The organism is Pseudochrobactrum asaccharolyticum (assembly GCF_003314995.1).
GTDB lineage: Bacteria > Pseudomonadota > Alphaproteobacteria > Rhizobiales > Rhizobiaceae > Pseudochrobactrum > Pseudochrobactrum asaccharolyticum.
In genome coordinates, this window is sequence record NZ_QNRH01000004.1 from 279,650 (window position 1) to 295,271 (window position 15,622).

Below are 15,622 nucleotides of genomic sequence, written 5' to 3' on the forward strand. Positions count from 1 at the left end.
TTTTATTTGTTGGGATGGTTGAGCCTGTGTTTTGTGCGCTTTATATAAAGCTGATACTGGAATGCATCAGATGACAGAGAGCAGGATTGAGATGAAAACTTTGCAGACAACTATTGCCGGATCATTTTCGCTTGCCGGTTTCGGTGTGCATGGCGGTAAGCCTGTTACGCTGCAAATCAGCCCTGCGACGGTGAACCACGGCATTGTTTTCATTCGCCATAATGCTGAGGGACGGCGCGAGAATATTCCGGCGCTATCTTCTTCGCTTGGCTCGACAACACTGAATACATCAATCGGCTCGGTAGATTTTGGTGTCAGCACGATTGAACATCTGATGGCAGCAATTACTGCGCTTGAGATTGATAATCTGCTCATTGAAATTGACGGGCCTGAAGTGCCGATCCTTGGCGGTGGTTCTGCAGAGTTTATTACTGCATTCCGCAATGCGGGTTTGATTGAGCAGGATGCGCTGCGTCAGTATCTGACCATTTTGCAGCCGGTACGGGTAGAAGACGGGCAGAACTGGGCTGAATTCGTGCCATATGACGGTACACGTTATGAGGTGGAGATTGATTTCCCTGTGGCATCAATCGGTCGTCAGTCTTTCAGTTTTGATCTGGATGGCGATGTGTTTGAGAAAGAAATCTCCAAAGCACGCACCTTCGGCTTTATGCGTGATGTTGAAAAATTGCGCTCTATGGGGCTGGCACTTGGGTCGTCGCTCGAAAATTCCATTGCGATCGGCGATGAAGGGCAGGTGCTAAATCCGGATGGTTTGTATTATCCGGATGAATTTGTGCGCCATAAGCTGCTGGACTCCGTTGGTGATCTGGCGCTGGCCGGTCATCCGTTCAGAGGATTGTTCCGCTCTTACCGTGGCGGTCACAAGCTGAATGGCGCTCTGGTCAAAGCACTGCTGGAGAATCCGGAGCATTATCGTCTTGAAAGCTGAGCTTTCCAGACGACATGAAAAACACACCGGAGAATTATAAGACTAAACCGGATACAAAGCAGAATGATTCTTTTACACTGTGTACTATCAGCCATAATTGAGCCGTGAACACGTGTAGTGTGGTGACAGTTTGTAAGAGATTTTGCTGTTTTAAGGACTTTCGGGTTGAAAAAGTCGTGTCCGGCAGGCATTGCAGTCTCGATGCAGTGCGAATAAACTTGTATTAACATTGCCGATTGTTCTCAGCTATGGTTTATGAACCCTCTGACACAGGAATGATTTGCCCATGATTTGTGTTGCCGAAACACCGGAGACAGCATGACGATTTCTAAATTCCCAGATAATGCAGCCAATCTTGTTGGTGCTGAGGGTTCTCAAATTCGTAAAATGACAAAGCTGGCATTGGCATCTGGCGCTGTTATGCTGACAATGGCACTTGCAGGTTGTGCGTCCGGCGACAAAGATATCGACCTGTCCAAATATGTTGAAAGCATTGATCCGGCGGATAAGCTGTACAATGAAGGTCTTGCCAATCTTGATGCAGGACGTCTTGATGAAGCTTCCAAGAAATTTGCTGCCGTTGACCGTCAGCATCCTTATACAGAATATGCGCGTAAATCGCTGGTGATGGCCGCTTTCACCAATTACCGTAAAGGTAATTATGAGGAAGCGATCTCGATGGCCAAGCGTTACAACACGCTTTACCCGACTTCGGATGAATCTGCTTATGCCTATTATATTATCGGCCTGAGCTATTTCCGTCAGATTCCGGATGTAACGCGCGATCAGGCGGCAAGCCGCCGTGCAATTTCCGCGATGCAGGAAGTGGTCGACCGCTTCCCTAAATCGGAATATGTTGAAGACGCTAAAACCAAGATCCGTTTTGCCCGTGACCAGCTCGCCGGTAAGGATATGCAGGTTGGCCGTTATTACCTTGAGCGCAAGGAATATCTGGGCGCGATCAAGCGTTTCCGCAATGTGGTTGAGGAATATTCCAATACCCGTCAGGTGGAAGAAGCTCTGGCTCGTTTGACAGAAGCCTATTATGCCCTTGGTCTGGTTTCGGAAGCGCAAACTGCTGCGGCAGTTCTGGGTAAAAACTTCCCGGACAGCCAGTGGTATAAAGATTCCTATAAATTGTTGCAGGGCGGTGGGCTTGAGCCGCGCGAAAACAAAGGTTCATGGCTTTCCAAAGCATCATCGCTCATTACGGGCGGCGCTTAATTCATAAATAAAGGCAGCCATGCTAGCGCAACTGTCGATCCGCGATATTGTCCTGATTGAGAAACTCGATATCGAGTTTGAAAAGGGACTGTCTGTTCTCACCGGTGAAACCGGTGCGGGTAAATCTATTTTGCTCGACAGCTTGTCTCTGGCGCTCGGCGCCAGAGGCGATGCTTCCCTTGTGCGCCATGGTGCGGATCAGGGGCAGGTGACGGCGGTGTTTGATGTCGGCATCAACCATCCCGCCCGCAATTTTCTCAAAGACAATGAAATCAGTGATGACGGCGATATTATTCTGCGCCGCGTGCAGAATAGTGACGGCCGTTCGCGTGTTTTCATCAATGATCAGGCTGCAAGCGTTGGTTTGCTGCGTGAGCTCGGTCGCCATCTGGTTGAGATTCACGGTCAGCATGATGACCGTGCACTGATTGACACAGATTTGCACCGCACATTGCTGGATGCGTTTGGCGGGCTGGACGGGCAGACACTGAAGCTGCGCCGCTTGTATAAGCAATGGCGGGACAGTGAGAGTGCTTTGATCAAGCATCGTGCCAAGGTGGAAGCCGCTGCGCGTGAGGCTGATTATCTGCGTGCTTCAGCGGAAGAACTCTCCAAGCTGGATCCGCAACCGGATGAAGAAGATGAGCTGGCTGAAAAGCGCTCTATCATGATGAAATCCGAGAAGATCGCGACCGATGTCAGCGAAGCCAATGATCTGCTGTCCGGTCATGAATCGCCGGTGCCGTCATTGGCTGCACTGGTGCGCCGTCTTGAGCGCAAAATGCCGGAAGCGCCGCATCTTCTGGAGCCGGTGATTAAAGCGATTGATGAGGCACTGGATCGCCTTGGCGATGCGCAGAGCGGTATTGATACCGCCATGCGTGAGATCGATTTTGATCCGCGTGTGCTGGAAACTGTCGAAGAACGTTTATTTGCGCTGCGTGCCGCATCGCGCAAATTCTCTGTGCCGGTGGCCAATCTGGCTGCATTGCGCGAAAAGATGGATGCAGATTTGCTCGATCTTGATGCAGGTGCGGAAAAGCTGGAGCAACTGGAAGCGCAGGCGCAGGAAAACCGTGTAATCTATGATGCGGCGGCTATTGCGCTCTCGGGAGAGCGTGCAAAAGTTGCACAGTCGCTGACACAGGCTGTGATGCAGGAATTGCCGGCTCTGAAGTTGGAGCGTGCGGAATTTATCGTCAACATTGAAACCGATGCGGAAAACCGCAGTGCTGAAGGTATTGATGTTGTTGAATATTGGGTGCGAACCAATCCGGGAACACGCGCAGGGCCAATGATGAAAGTGGCCTCGGGTGGTGAATTGTCTCGCTTCCTGCTGGCACTCAAAGTGGCGCTTGCTGATCGCGGTTCGGCACCAACCCTTGTGTTCGACGAAATTGATACCGGTGTTGGCGGTGCCGTGGCTGATGCTATTGGTCAGCGACTGGCGCGGCTTTCTTCCAATGTGCAGGTGCTTTCTGTCACCCATGCGCCGCAGGTTGCTGCACGTGCGACGACACATTTCCTGATCGCCAAGGCGCAAGGGGAGAGTGAGCAGATGCGTACCTCGATCCGCACGATGGAAGTCGCTGAGCGTCAGGAAGAAATCGCGCGTATGTTGGCCGGTGCCAGTGTGACCGATGAGGCTCGTGCAGCTGCTGAGCGTTTGCTGCGGGAAAACGGCGCTTTGACTGTATAAAATTCAGTCTTGAGCGTTTGATTTTATCCGACTGTATCAGAGCATTTCCAACTTTTGCTAAATGGGTGGAAATGCTCTATCTATTTGTTTTTACGCATTGTCCTGACGCAAAACCGGTTTCCACTTTTGCTGAAAATGCTCTATATTCAATCCGTAAACGGAGACGGGTTGAATATGAGTGAAATCAGCGTTGAACAACTGAGCGAAGAGCAGGCCGCAATTGAGCTTGAGCGGCTGGCTAAAACCATTGCTGAGCATGATTTCCTTTATAATACGCAGGATGCACCGGTTATTTCCGATGCGGACTATGATGCACTGCGCCGCCGCAATCAGGCGATTGAACAACGCTTTCCGCAGCTGATCCGCGAAGATTCGCCTTCGCTGAAAGTCGGCGCAGCCGTTTCCGAGAAATTCTCCAAAGTCACCCATAAAGTACCGATGCTATCGCTGGACAATGCTTTCAGCGATGAAGATGTCGGTGAGTTTGTCGGGCGTATTTATCGCTTTCTCAAGCTTTTTCCGGGCAGCCCGTTGGGTATTACCGCAGAGCCGAAGATTGATGGCCTGTCGCTCTCACTGCGTTATGAGCAGGGGAGGCTGGTCAGTGCCGCAACACGCGGCGATGGCTCAGTGGGGGAGAATGTCACTAATAATGCCCGCACTATTGCGGATATTCCGCAGGTACTGAATGGCGCTGCGCCGGACGTACTGGAAGTGCGCGGCGAAGTCTATATGAGCCATGCGGACTTTGCGGCGCTTAATGAGAAGCAGGAAAAAGACGGCAAACCGGTTTTTGCCAATCCGCGCAATGCGGCGGCAGGCTCACTGCGCCAATTGGACAGCAAAATCACCGCCAGCCGTGTATTGCGCTTTTTCGCCTATGCATGGGGTGAGGTGAGCGAAATGCCTGCCTCTACACAAATGGGCATGGTGGAAAAATTTCAGTCCTATGGTTTCACCATCAATCCGCTGATGCGCCGTTTTGAGAGCGTGCCGGAGCTGGTTGCTCATTATCATGCGATTGAAGAACTGCGTGCCACGCTCGGCTATGATATTGACGGTGTGGTCTATAAAATTGACGATCTGGCTCTCCAGCAGCGCCTTGGTTTTATCTCGCGCAGTCCACGCTGGGCAATTGCCCATAAATTTCCGGCAGAGCGTGCTTTTACCATTCTCAAAGGCATTGATATTCAGGTCGGTCGTACCGGTGCGCTGACGCCGGTTGCGCGTCTGGAGCCGATTACGGTCGGTGGTGTGGTCGTGACCAATGCCACGCTGCATAATGAGGATTATATTCGCGGGTTTGACCAGAAGGGCAATCTATTGCGTGAAGGACGCGATATCCGCGTCGGCGATACTGTCATTATTCAGCGTGCCGGTGATGTGATCCCGCAGATCGTGGATATTGTTGCGGATAAACGCCCTATGGAGAGTGTTGCCTATGAATTCCCGCGCCTCTGCCCTGTCTGCGGCAGCCATACGGTGCGTGAAGAAGGTGAGGCAGTGCGCCGTTGCACCGGCGGTCTGATCTGTGAGGCGCAAGCGGTTGAGCGTATCCGCCATTTCGTTTCGCGTAATGCTTTTGACATTGAAGGCTTGGGCGAAAAGCAGGTTGAGTTCTTCTTCAATGCTGAGGATGAGAGTTTAAAAATTCGCACACCCGCTGATATTTTCACGCTTGAAAAGCGTCAGGCGGCATCACCGCTCAAAAAACTGGAAAATATTGAAGGTTTCGGCGCGACATCGGTGAAGAAACTCTATGCCGCGATTAATGAGCGGCGCGAGATTGCGCTGAGCCGGTTTCTGTTCGGGCTTGGTATTCGTCATGTCGGTGAGGTCAATGCCAAGAAACTCGCGCGTGCATTTGGTTCTTATGCCAAGTTGGCAGAAGTGGCGCTGGCCGCTCTGGTGCCGCTGGAAAAGAGCGATAAGGGCAATGATGCATGGCGCGAACTGACGGATGTGGAAGGTATTGGTACGATCGTCGCTGAGGCAATTGTGGACTTTTATCAGGAGCCGCATAATACCGAAGTGCTGAGTGCCTTGCTCGCAGAAGTGACGCCGCTGGATGAAGTTCACGAAGTTGTGAGCGGTTCTCCGGTTGCGGGTAAAACAATTGTCTTCACCGGATCACTGGTGCGCATGTCGCGTGATGAGGCCAAGACCATGGCGGAGCGCTATGGCGCAAAAGCAGCAGGCTCTGTTTCAAAAAAGACAGATTTGGTAGTCGCAGGCCCCGGCGCAGGCTCAAAACTGGCAAAAGCTGCTGAACTGGGCATTGAAGTCATTGATGAAGATGCGTGGTTTACACTGGTCGGAGCTGATTAAATTAAACAAGACATTATCTGATAAGGCAGGGCAGGTGTGTCTGCCCTGCACTTGATTGGTTTTATGCATCAGCCTATTCATAACCAGAGGGGGAACGGAAAGTGTTTTTCTGGTTTAGTCTATTCCTCGATTGTGAACGCGGTCTTTAACAACGCGTTTTAAAAAATACTGGTAATGATGATGGATGGATGTAATCCGAAAAGCCTGTCTGACGCGCAGACAGGTAAACTTGCGCAATTCTGGGATGGCGCAAAACGCGGCGGGCCTGTTATGGCCGCGGTCGCACCTTTTGGCATTTTGTTTGGCGTGGTTGCCGTCGATAACGGCCTGAATGTCAGTGAATCCGTGTGGATGAGCGCGGCTTTGTTTGCCGGTGCCAGCCAGCTGGTGGGCATGGAGCTGTTTGGCAAACATGTTGCACCATGGATGATCCTGCTGTCGATTTTTGCAGTGAATTTTCGTCACGTGCTTTATTCCGCAGGCACCGGACGGTTGATTAAGCATTTCACACCTTTACAGCAAATTGTGGCGTTCTTTTTCCTGACCGATGTTCAATATGCGGAAAGTGAAAAACAGGCCGAGCAGAAGAAGCCGATTACTTTTGTCTGGTATATGGGGCTGGCCATTCCGCTTTATCTGTCATGGGTAGTGGAAGCCTATATCGGCGCGACTTTTGGCGGGTTGATTGGTGATCCGAAATCAATCGGCCTTGATATGCTGCTGCCGATTTACTTCCTCGGACTGGTAATGGGCTTTCGATCCCGCACCAACTGGTTCCCTATTGTTGCAGCGAGTTCTGTGTCTTCCGTTGCGGCTTATTTCTGGATCGGTTCCCCGTGGCATGTCACCGTTGGTGCAATCGGTGGTATTGTTATGGCTGTGGTGATTGCCAAGCCGCAGGCAGGGCGCGAAACCGTGATTACACTGGATGATGAGCCTGCACAGGCTGGCAAGGAGCAGGCTCAATGAGTTCAACTGTCTGGATTATTTTCGGCGCTGCGGTGCTGACTTATATCACCCGTATCGGCGGACATCTTATTCTCTCGCAATTTGCGCGTGTGCATTATCGCGTTGAGGCCGGTCTTAATGCTGTACCTGCCGCTGTGTTGACAACGCTTGTTGCACCGGCTGCATTTAATGCAGGCTGGAAAGAGTTCGTGACGATGGTGATCTGCACCTTAGCGGCATTTCGCATCGGTATCATTCCGCTGTGTATTTTTGGCGGTGTGCTGATTGTGCTGTTGCGCCAATATATGCCGTTCTGAAATGGCTTGAAATTGATAATAAAAAAACCGGCGCATGCGCCGGTTTTTCTTTGTGCAGATGAATATGATTTACAGCGCTGCAGTTGCTGCAATCAGCCAGTTCTTTTCAGCTTCCGAGCAATGCGGCATCAGCTTGTCACGCGTCTGCGCATGATAATCATTGAGCCATGCCAGTTCGTCTGTATTGAGCAGAGAGACATCAATGAGACGACGATCAATCGGGCAGAAGGTCAGCGTCTCAAAGCTATGCATAGCGATATCGCCGCCATCAATTGCTTCCGGCTCTTTGACGATGATCAGGTTTTCAATACGGATGCCAAATTCGCCCGGACGGTAATAGCCCGGCTCATTGGAGAGGATCATACCGGTTTTGAGTTCCTGCGCACCGCGCTTGGAGATGCTCTGCGGCCCTTCATGAACCGCGAGATAAGAACCAACGCCGTGGCCGGTGCCGTGCGCGTAGTCATAGCCATACTGCCAAAGCGCAGCGCGGGCAAAGGCGTCAATATCCTGACCGCGTGTGCCGACAGGAAAGCGCAGGCGGGACAAAGCAATCACACCTTTCAGCACGAGTGTAAAAGCCTTCTTCTCAAAAGGAGAGACTTCGCCAATTGCTACGGTGCGGGTGATATCTGTGGTGCCGTCGCGATACTGAGCGCCGGAATCAATCAGATATAGCTCGCCGTCATTGAGCTTGCGGTTGGTATCGGTGTTGACGCGGTAGTGGATGATTGCGCCGTCGGAGCCTGCGCCGGAGATACTGTCAAAAGACAGGTCTTCCAGAGGCTTCTGGAACATTTCACCGACGGTGCGACGGCTTGTTTCAAGCTGCTGTGCGGCGCTGATTTCATCCACACTACCGGCAGGCTGGCTGCCGAGCCATGAGAAGAACTTGACCATGGCCACGCCGTCACGCTCATGCGCTGCACGGGAGCCATCAAGCTCTGCTTTGTTTTTCATCGCGCGGGGCAGGCGGGCAGGGTCGGTGCCTTCAATCACGGTACCATTGGCCTGCGTGATGATCATACGCAGCTTTTCCGCAGCCAGTACCGGATCCAGCATGAAGCTGGTGCCTTCGCCAGCCAGCTGCGCCAGCGTGCTTTCCATCTGATTTGGAGCAACGATCTTGGTCAACTGTGTGAGATAGGCTTCGGTTTCAATCGGCAGCTTGCGCTTATCAATAAACAGAATGTGCTGACCATCTGCCGCAATCAGTGCAAAGCTCAAAGGCAGCGGTGTATTGCTGACATCGCGGCCGCGAATATTGAATGCCCAAGCAACGGAAGACGGATCAGTGAGGATGGTTGCATCGGCACCACTTTTCGCAACGGCTTCGCTCAACTGGTTGAGTTTGGCGAGTGGTTCCTGACCGGCATATTGCAGTGGCTGAATTGTCACCGGCTCTAATGGTGCGGCAGGCTGGTCAGTCCAGACCAGATCCACCAGATTATCCTGCACCGGCACGAGTTTGCCGCCCTGTGCTTCCAAAGCTGCTTTCAGAGCGCGGGTTTCTGCCAGTGTGTGCAGCCAAGGATCAAAGCCGATCACCAGACCTTTGCCGTTTTTCTCCAGCCAGGTGGTCGGCGGATTATCGACCAGACTTTCAATGTCAAATACGGCCGGATCGGTCTGCGTGCGCACCTGCAATGTGTAACGCCCGTCAACAAAGACATAGGCTTTATTCTTCAGGATCAGCGCTGCACCGGCAGAACCGGTAAAGCCTGTCAGCCAGCCAAGACGCTGAGCACGCAGCGGCACATATTCGCCCTGATGCTCATCGGCACGCGGTACAAGAAAACCATCCAGTTGCAGGCGGTTTAGTTCCTCGCGCAATTTGGCTACACGCGGCGCACCGGTTGCCGGATTGCTGCTGACTTCAAAGTTCTGAAACATGAGATTCTGATCCTGAAAATTTCCCTCGAAGTCTGATTATAATCAGAGCTTTGGCTTGAGGTGAAGAGCAACCCAGCTTTCTTTGTAAATAGTTTTGTGATGTTCGATACCTGCGGCTTCATAGGCAGCAAGAACGCTGTCGCGCTGCGTTTCCAGAATGCCGGACAGGATCAGCGAACCATTATCTTTCACATGGGCGCGCATCTCATTTGCCAGTTCAATCAGCGGATTGGCAAGGATATTGGCCACGATCAGGTCAAAAGGAGCGCGTGCCTGCATTGCTGGATCATCAAAGCCGGTGGCAGTGAGTGTAGAAACCCATTTGTCGGCGCCGTTCTTGACCACGTTTTCCTGCGCAACCTCGACCGCAACAGGATCAATATCGGTGGCCAGAACCGGAATATCGCGCAATTTAGCAACTGCAATGGCGAGAACCGCGCTGCCGGTGCCGAGATCGAGCACATTTTTAGGCTCTTCAAGCGCGACGATTTCTTCAATCATTTCAAGGCAGCTGGCAGTGGTACCGTGATGACCGGTACCAAAAGCAAGGCCTGCATCAATTTCAATGCCGATATCACCGTCCTGCAGCTTATCGCGGTCATGAGAACCGTGGACAAAGAAGCGACCTGCGCGCACTGGTTTCAGGCCTTCGAGAGAATGCAGCACCCAGTCAATATCCGGCAGTTCTTCAATGCTGATTTCATCCGGTTTCAGACCGAGACAGGCAGCCATGCGCGGCAAGGCTTCATCAGCACCGGCTTTGTCTTCGGTATAGAGCGAGATTTCATAAATCTGCTTGTCTTCATCAATTTCAGTATTGGCAAGCGGCAGACCATCTTCTTCAAATACCGGTTCCAGCAGATCAAAAATCTGCTCAGCCTGATCTTTGTCCCGTGTAAGGTATAAGCGGTACTGTGCCATGTTGGTTCTCTGAATTGGAGTTATAAAAAAACCCGCTTATCACGAAGCGGGTTTGATTGGGAGTGCTTAGAAATTTTAATCAGCCTGCAGCCAGACGTTTCAGCTTGGAAATTGCAGTTTCAGCCGGTTCGCCATAGGCGATGGTTGAGCGCAGGCGGCCGTTTTTATCGAGAAGCAGAATGGATGCTGTGTGGTCCATGGTGTAGTTCTCACCATCTTCATCGACTTTTTTGGAATAAATATTATAGGCTTTCAGCATGGTTGCGATGTCTTTCGGATCGCCGGTGATGCCGGTAATGCGGTCAGATACATTGGTAATGTATTTTTCAATATATTCCGGTGTGTCGCGCTCCGGATCAACCGTAACCATGTAGCCGCGAATGGTTTCGCCTTCAGGGCCGAGCTGCTTCAGCCAGCTGTCGAGATCAAACAGAGTGGTCGGGCAAACGACAGGGCAGTGGGTGTAGCCGAAGAAGACCGCTGAAGGATTGCCGCGCAGAGACTGGTCGGTGATTTCTTTGCCATTCATGGCAACCAGCTTAAATGCGCCGCCATAAGCACTTTCTTCACCCGAAGCCATTTGTTTATCGCGATAAGCCTGAAAACCGACAATGCCGATTGTGAAGGCTGCTACGAACAGCACCAGAACGGGAAGATATTTGCGCATAGATCAGTTCCTCAGAAGCACCATGAAACACCATCCATCAGCATGGTCATGAATATGGTGTCGCTGTAATTCATCCAGCCTGCAAACAAAGCAGCTGCAATCAGTGCGGTGATTAGCACTGTGCTGGTAATCCAGAGCAATTTTCTGTTGTCTTGCCTGTCGGCCTGTCTGTCAGCGGTCGTCATAATCATGTTATAACGCGGACTGATCTGTTTGGCAAAGGTTGTCTGTGTGGTTTTTCCATCTTTAATGAAATTTCAGAAAATTTTGAAATTGACGATGTGCGGGAATGAAATGCTATGATTGAAGATGCGCCGGAGTTCTCGCGCGATGTGCAGCCGAAAATCCATCCGAGTTCGCAGCTGAAATCAGTGAAGCTCGGAAAATATACCGAAATCGGCGAGCGCGTGATTTTGCGCGATGTGCAGATCGGCAATTTTACCTATCTGGAGCGTAACGGCGAGGGGATTTATGCCGAGATCGGGCATTTTTGCTCGATTGCCTCGAATGTGCGGATTAATGCGCTTGAGCATCCGATGCAGCGTCTGACCATGCATAAGATGACCTATCGTCCGAATGAATATTTCCGCAATATCGGCGTGGATATGGACTATCGTGCGCATCGCTCGTCCCGACGGGTGACGATTGGCAATGATGTGTGGATTGGTCATGGTGCGGTGATTTTGCCCGGTGTGAATGTCGGCACCGGTGCGGTGATTGGTGCCAATGCTGTGGTCTCGAAAGATGTGCCGCCTTATATGATTGTTGCCGGTGTACCGGCTAAAATTCTGCGGCCGCGTTTTGATGAGAAAACCGTGGAGCGCCTGTTGCAAAGTGCCTGGTGGGACTGGCCGGTGGAACTGATTTATAAGGCACTGCCGGATATCCAGACCATGGAGATCAATGCGTTTCTGGATAAGTGGCTGCCACTGGCAGAAGGTGCTTAAGACACTTATATTCAACCTTGCACTTTGTTTCTGATCCCGAAAACAGGAGATGTTGATGAAACGCTTTCTGACTGTCGCTGCTCTGGGTACAGGTCTGATCTTGTCTGCTTTGGCAGGCACCGCGCAGACTGAAGAGATCGGAAAAGTCGGCGTGGACTGGCTTGGCAATGATATCGTGATTGATGCCGTTCAGGATCCGAAGGTGCAGGGTGTGACCTGCCATCTCGCCTCGTTCTCGCGCGGGATGATAGATCGTCTGCAAAAAGGCAACTGGTTTGAAGACCCGTCCAATGCGTCAATTTCCTGCGAGCAGACAGGGCCGATAACCATCGGTGATATCAAGTTAGGCAAAGGTGGTGAACGGGTATTTTCCGAGCGCACCAGCCTGATCTGGAAGAAGCTGGTGATTACCCGTGTCTATGATCAGAAAAACAATACGCTGGTCTATCTGGCGCATGCCTCTCAGGTGCAGGATGGTTCTGCCAAGACATCCCTCTCTACTGTGCCGCTCTATCGTGGCGATGTGATGTGGGAAAAGGGTAAGCCCCAATAAACGACTAAGGAATTATGTCTTAATTTTAAAGTATTAGAGCGAGTTTTGTATGCCAAGTCTGGCACACAGCGCTGTAATGAGAAAATGCCGGTTCTGACCGGCATTTTTTATGTCTGCTTCATAGTCCAGAATTTTCACTTGACGGAAATTAAAATCAAGCGCCTAGTTGCAAATGAATTTCATTACTAACTGTTGCAATGAAGATAATTTGATGAAGACAGATGAATTTATTCTGGCAGAAAGTGCGGATAAGTCCGCAGGCTGGCGGCAACAGGGTGCAGCCAAATCACTGGCCGAGGTGAACGGATCAATTGCAGTTCCGCGCCATGGTAGTCGCTGGAGAAAACTGATGGCCTTTACGGGCCCCGGTTATCTCGTGGCCGTGGGCTATATGGACCCCGGTAATTGGGCAACATCCATCGCCGGTGGTTCGAAATTCGGTTATACGCTGCTGGTTGTGGCGCTGGTTTCCAATATTATGGCTATCCTGCTGCAATCACTCTGCACTCGTCTGGCTGTTGCTACCGGACGCGATCTGGCGCAGGCGTGTCGCGATGCCTATTCACCGGCAATGGCTTGGTTCTTATGGATTGGTGCAGAAATTGCGATTTGTGCGACTGATCTTGCCGAGGTGATAGGTACGGCGATTGCGCTGAATTTGCTGTTCGGTATGCCGCTCGAACTTGGTGTTTTGCTCACGGCTCTGGATGTCTTTGTGGTTCTCTATATGCAGAGCAAAGGCTTTCGCTGGATTGAGGCCTATGTGCTGGTTCTGCTGGGCGTGATTGCCGTGTGTTTTCTGGTGCAGATTGTACTTGCCGATCCGGAGTGGGGCGCCGTTCTGCGTGGTTTTGCACCGACAACCGAGATCGTGACCAATCCGGAAATGCTTTATTTGTCGCTGGGAATTATCGGCGCAACGGTAATGCCGCATAATCTGTATCTGCATTCGGGCATCGTGCAGACGCGCAAATATGGCGGTAATTTAGAAGAAAAACGTGAGGCGATTACCTATTCCACATGGGATTCCACCATTGCGCTGATGCTGGCGCTGGCGGTTAATGCGTCTATTCTCATTCTGGCGGCAGCGACTTTCCACAAGGTCGGTCGTACAGATGTGGTTGAGATTGAGCAGGCCGAAGCACTGATTGCCCCTCTGCTTGGCAGCACACTTGCACCAATCCTGTTTGGCGTGGCCTTGCTCTGTGCGGGGCTGAACTCGACAGTTACGGCTACCTTGGCCGGTCAGATCGTGATGGAAGGCTTCATCAATTTCCGCATCCGCCCATGGGTCAGACGGATGATCACGCGCGGGCTGGCGATTATACCGGCGATTATTGTGACGATGCTTTACGGGAATAAAGGGACAGCCAATTTGCTGATCCTCAGTCAGGTTGTGCTGAGTTTGCAGCTGCCTTTTGCGATTGTGCCGCTGATCATGTTTACGTCTGATCGTAAAAAGATGGGGGCTTTGCGCTCACCTCTCTGGCTGACAGCCAGTGCATGGCTGGTGGCGCTGATCGTAATCCTGCTGAACCTGAAGCTGATTTATGATGTGGCTACGGTAGCGGCCTGACAGTTGATAATAAAAAAGCCGGAGAAAACTCCGGCTTTTTTTGTGTCGTATTTTAAGCGGCAACGCCTTGCGCTGTCAGATGTGACGGATCGATATCGTCGATGTTCTTTTCGCTGTTGTAGACAGCCTCATCGAGAATACCTTCTCGCTTGGCAACAACTGCCGGCACCAATGCCTGACCGGCAACATTGACTGCTGTACGTCCCATATCGAGGATCGGGTCGATGGAGAGCAACAGACCAACACCTTCAAGCGGCAGGCCGAGGGTGGAAAGGGTGAGGGTGAGCATCACTACCGCACCGGTCAGACCGGCTGTCGCTGCCGAACCAAGCACGGAAACAAAGGCGATCAGCACATATTCCTGCAGGCCGAGTGGCAGACCAAAATACTGGGCGATAAAGATAGCCGAAATCGCCGGATAAATTGCAGCACAGCCATCCATCTTGGTTGTTGCACCGAGCGGCACAGCAAAAGCTGCATATTCACGCGGTACACCGAGATTGCGTTCGGTCACGGCCTCTGTCACCGGCAGGGTGCCGACGGAGGAGCGGGACACAAAAGCCAGCTGAATTGCAGGCCAAGCGCCGGCAAAGAAGCGCGATGGTTTAAGACCGTGCATCAGCAGGATAACCGGATAGACCACGAACAGCACGATTGCCAGACCGATATAAACGGCCGCTGCATACCAGCTGAGCTGAACCAGAGTTTCCCAGCCATATTGTGCAACAGCGCGGCCAAGCAGACCGATAGTGCCGAGCGGGGTCAGGCGGATAACCCACCACAGAATTTTACGCACGACCACCAGCAGCGACTGGTTGAAGGCAAGGAACGGCTTCGCAGCATCACCGGCTTTCAGTGCTGCAACACCAAAGGTGATCGCAACAACGAGAATCTGCAATACGTTGAAGTTCAGCGAAGTGGTGGCGGCGTCTTTGCCCAGTTTGGTGCTAGCTTCGAGGCCGAGCATATTGGCAGGCACCAAGCCTTTGAGGAAGTCGAGCCATGAACCGGCAGAGGCAGGCGCCTTGGCAGCTTCTGCAGCAACGCCGGAACCGATACCCGGCTGAATAATCAGGCCGAGGGCAATACCGATCAGCACAGCAATGAATGAGGTGATCGCAAACCACAGCAGGGTCTGCCAGACCAGCTTGGCGGCATTGTTAAGCGCAGCCAGATTGGCGATAGAAGCCACAATCGCGGTGAATACCAGTGGTGGCACCAATGCGCGCAGCATCTGCACGAAGATCGAGCCGATTGTCTGCAGCGTAACAGAGAGCCAGTTGGCATTGCCGTTAATATCAGGCCCCATATTGCGGGCAAGTAGACCAAGCAGCAGACCGATAACCATTGCGGTCAATACCTGAAAACCGAAATTCAGGTAGAGTGGTTTGGCCTGCGCAGAAGATTTTTTCACATGAGCGTCGGACATGGATTTTTCTTTCAAAACAAGTGAAGCGAAGGGGCAAATTTGCTCCTCCGCTTGTTGAGTTGAAATTTATCCGAGATTTATATGCCCGTTAAGCAATGGGATGCTACTGACGAGCTGCCCTTTATGACACTATGCTCTTATACAGTGCAGTATTGGAAAAATATTCTG

General features: G+C 51.8%; 14 protein-coding genes. 9 read left to right on the forward strand and 5 right to left on the reverse strand.

The features are described from left to right. Positions 1-91 precede the first annotated feature (91 nt). The 6 genes from lpxC to DFR47_RS12495 all read left to right on the forward strand — a co-directional run bounded on the left by lpxC (position 92) and on the right by DFR47_RS12495 (position 7,468). A complete protein-coding gene (gene lpxC, locus DFR47_RS12470) occupies positions 92-952 on the forward strand; it encodes a UDP-3-O-acyl-N-acetylglucosamine deacetylase (protein ID WP_113944744.1) in 861 nt (286 codons plus the stop codon). A gap of 387 nt (positions 953-1,339) precedes the next feature. Beyond that, positions 1,340-2,176: an outer membrane protein assembly factor BamD gene (locus tag DFR47_RS12475; RefSeq protein WP_113945003.1), complete on the forward strand. Its 837-nt coding sequence runs from the start codon at positions 1,340-1,342 to the stop codon at positions 2,174-2,176. A 19-nt stretch (positions 2,177-2,195) separates the two neighbouring features. Next, the gene (gene recN, locus DFR47_RS12480; protein ID WP_113944745.1) at positions 2,196-3,875 is read left to right on the forward strand and encodes a DNA repair protein RecN; all 1,680 of its coding nucleotides are present in this window, start codon (positions 2,196-2,198) and stop codon (positions 3,873-3,875) included. A gap of 174 nt (positions 3,876-4,049) precedes the next feature. Next, positions 4,050-6,203 carry an NAD-dependent DNA ligase LigA gene (ligA, locus tag DFR47_RS12485; RefSeq protein WP_113944746.1) on the forward strand — a complete coding sequence of 718 codons (2,154 nt, stop codon included), beginning with the start codon at positions 4,050-4,052 and terminating at the stop codon, positions 6,201-6,203. Between the two features lie 177 nt (positions 6,204-6,380). Then, complete coding sequence (locus DFR47_RS12490; protein ID WP_245416558.1) at positions 6,381-7,172, forward strand: AzlC family ABC transporter permease; 792 nt, start codon at positions 6,381-6,383, stop codon at positions 7,170-7,172. Further along, on the forward strand, positions 7,169-7,468 hold the full coding sequence (locus tag DFR47_RS12495) for an AzlD family protein (RefSeq protein ID WP_113944748.1): 300 nt from the start codon (positions 7,169-7,171) through the stop codon (positions 7,466-7,468). Before DFR47_RS12490 ends, DFR47_RS12495 begins: the two co-directional genes overlap by 4 nt. Positions 7,469-7,537: 69 nt before the next feature. Here DFR47_RS12495 and DFR47_RS12500 read toward each other — a convergent pair whose 3' ends face one another. The 4 genes from DFR47_RS12500 to DFR47_RS21570 all read right to left on the reverse strand — a co-directional run bounded on the left by DFR47_RS12500 (position 7,538) and on the right by DFR47_RS21570 (position 11,140). Beyond that, positions 7,538-9,361, reverse strand: coding sequence for an aminopeptidase P family protein (locus DFR47_RS12500; RefSeq protein ID WP_113944749.1), 1,824 nt, complete (start codon positions 9,359-9,361; stop codon positions 7,538-7,540). A 42-nt stretch (positions 9,362-9,403) separates the two neighbouring features. Then, the gene (locus tag DFR47_RS12505) at positions 9,404-10,282 is read right to left on the reverse strand and encodes a 50S ribosomal protein L11 methyltransferase (protein ID WP_113944750.1); all 879 of its coding nucleotides are present in this window, start codon (positions 10,280-10,282) and stop codon (positions 9,404-9,406) included. A gap of 79 nt (positions 10,283-10,361) precedes the next feature. Beyond that, positions 10,362-10,949, reverse strand: a complete 588-nt coding sequence (locus DFR47_RS12510; RefSeq protein ID WP_113944751.1) for an SCO family protein — start codon at positions 10,947-10,949, stop codon at positions 10,362-10,364. Between the two features lie 11 nt (positions 10,950-10,960). Next, positions 10,961-11,140, reverse strand: a complete 180-nt coding sequence (locus DFR47_RS21570) for a hypothetical protein (RefSeq protein WP_147245548.1) — start codon at positions 11,138-11,140, stop codon at positions 10,961-10,963. A 108-nt stretch (positions 11,141-11,248) separates the two neighbouring features. Here DFR47_RS21570 and DFR47_RS12515 point away from each other — a divergent pair, with 108 nt between their 5' ends. From DFR47_RS12515 to DFR47_RS12525, 3 genes are all read left to right on the forward strand, one after another. Continuing rightward, on the forward strand, positions 11,249-11,896 hold the full coding sequence (locus DFR47_RS12515; RefSeq protein WP_113944752.1) for a DapH/DapD/GlmU-related protein: 648 nt from the start codon (positions 11,249-11,251) through the stop codon (positions 11,894-11,896). Between the two features lie 55 nt (positions 11,897-11,951). Continuing rightward, the gene (locus DFR47_RS12520) at positions 11,952-12,449 is read left to right on the forward strand and encodes a CreA family protein (RefSeq protein WP_113944753.1); all 498 of its coding nucleotides are present in this window, start codon (positions 11,952-11,954) and stop codon (positions 12,447-12,449) included. Between the two features lie 211 nt (positions 12,450-12,660). After that, a complete protein-coding gene (locus DFR47_RS12525) occupies positions 12,661-14,025 on the forward strand; it encodes an Nramp family divalent metal transporter (RefSeq protein WP_113945004.1) in 1,365 nt (454 codons plus the stop codon). Positions 14,026-14,077: 52 nt separating this feature from the next. Here the strand turns inward: DFR47_RS12525 and DFR47_RS12530 are convergent, their stop codons facing one another. Beyond that, on the reverse strand, positions 14,078-15,454 hold the full coding sequence (locus DFR47_RS12530; protein ID WP_113945005.1) for a dicarboxylate/amino acid:cation symporter: 1,377 nt from the start codon (positions 15,452-15,454) through the stop codon (positions 14,078-14,080). Between the last annotated feature and the right edge of the window lie 168 nt (positions 15,455-15,622).

What these genes read in the sequence shown, in the direction of transcription:
- lpxC (WP_113944744.1), top strand. Translation starts at nt 92, where the DNA reads ATGAAAACTTTGCAGACAACTATTGCCGGATCATTTTCGCTTGCCGGT.
- DFR47_RS12475 (WP_113945003.1), top strand. Translation starts at nt 1,340, where the DNA reads ATGACAAAGCTGGCATTGGCATCTGGCGCTGTTATGCTGACAATGGCA.
- recN (WP_113944745.1), top strand. Translation starts at nt 2,196, where the DNA reads ATGCTAGCGCAACTGTCGATCCGCGATATTGTCCTGATTGAGAAACTC.
- ligA (WP_113944746.1), top strand. Translation starts at nt 4,050, where the DNA reads ATGAGTGAAATCAGCGTTGAACAACTGAGCGAAGAGCAGGCCGCAATT.
- DFR47_RS12490 (WP_245416558.1), top strand. Translation starts at nt 6,381, where the DNA reads ATGATGGATGGATGTAATCCGAAAAGCCTGTCTGACGCGCAGACAGGT.
- DFR47_RS12495 (WP_113944748.1), top strand. Translation starts at nt 7,169, where the DNA reads ATGAGTTCAACTGTCTGGATTATTTTCGGCGCTGCGGTGCTGACTTAT.
- DFR47_RS12500 (WP_113944749.1), bottom strand. Translation starts at nt 9,361, where the DNA reads ATGTTTCAGAACTTTGAAGTCAGCAGCAATCCGGCAACCGGTGCGCCG.
- DFR47_RS12505 (WP_113944750.1), bottom strand. Translation starts at nt 10,282, where the DNA reads ATGGCACAGTACCGCTTATACCTTACACGGGACAAAGATCAGGCTGAG.
- DFR47_RS12510 (WP_113944751.1), bottom strand. Translation starts at nt 10,949, where the DNA reads ATGCGCAAATATCTTCCCGTTCTGGTGCTGTTCGTAGCAGCCTTCACA.
- DFR47_RS21570 (WP_147245548.1), bottom strand. Translation starts at nt 11,140, where the DNA reads ATGATTATGACGACCGCTGACAGACAGGCCGACAGGCAAGACAACAGA.
- DFR47_RS12515 (WP_113944752.1), top strand. Translation starts at nt 11,249, where the DNA reads ATGATTGAAGATGCGCCGGAGTTCTCGCGCGATGTGCAGCCGAAAATC.
- DFR47_RS12520 (WP_113944753.1), top strand. Translation starts at nt 11,952, where the DNA reads ATGAAACGCTTTCTGACTGTCGCTGCTCTGGGTACAGGTCTGATCTTG.
- DFR47_RS12525 (WP_113945004.1), top strand. Translation starts at nt 12,661, where the DNA reads ATGAAGACAGATGAATTTATTCTGGCAGAAAGTGCGGATAAGTCCGCA.
- DFR47_RS12530 (WP_113945005.1), bottom strand. Translation starts at nt 15,454, where the DNA reads ATGTCCGACGCTCATGTGAAAAAATCTTCTGCGCAGGCCAAACCACTC.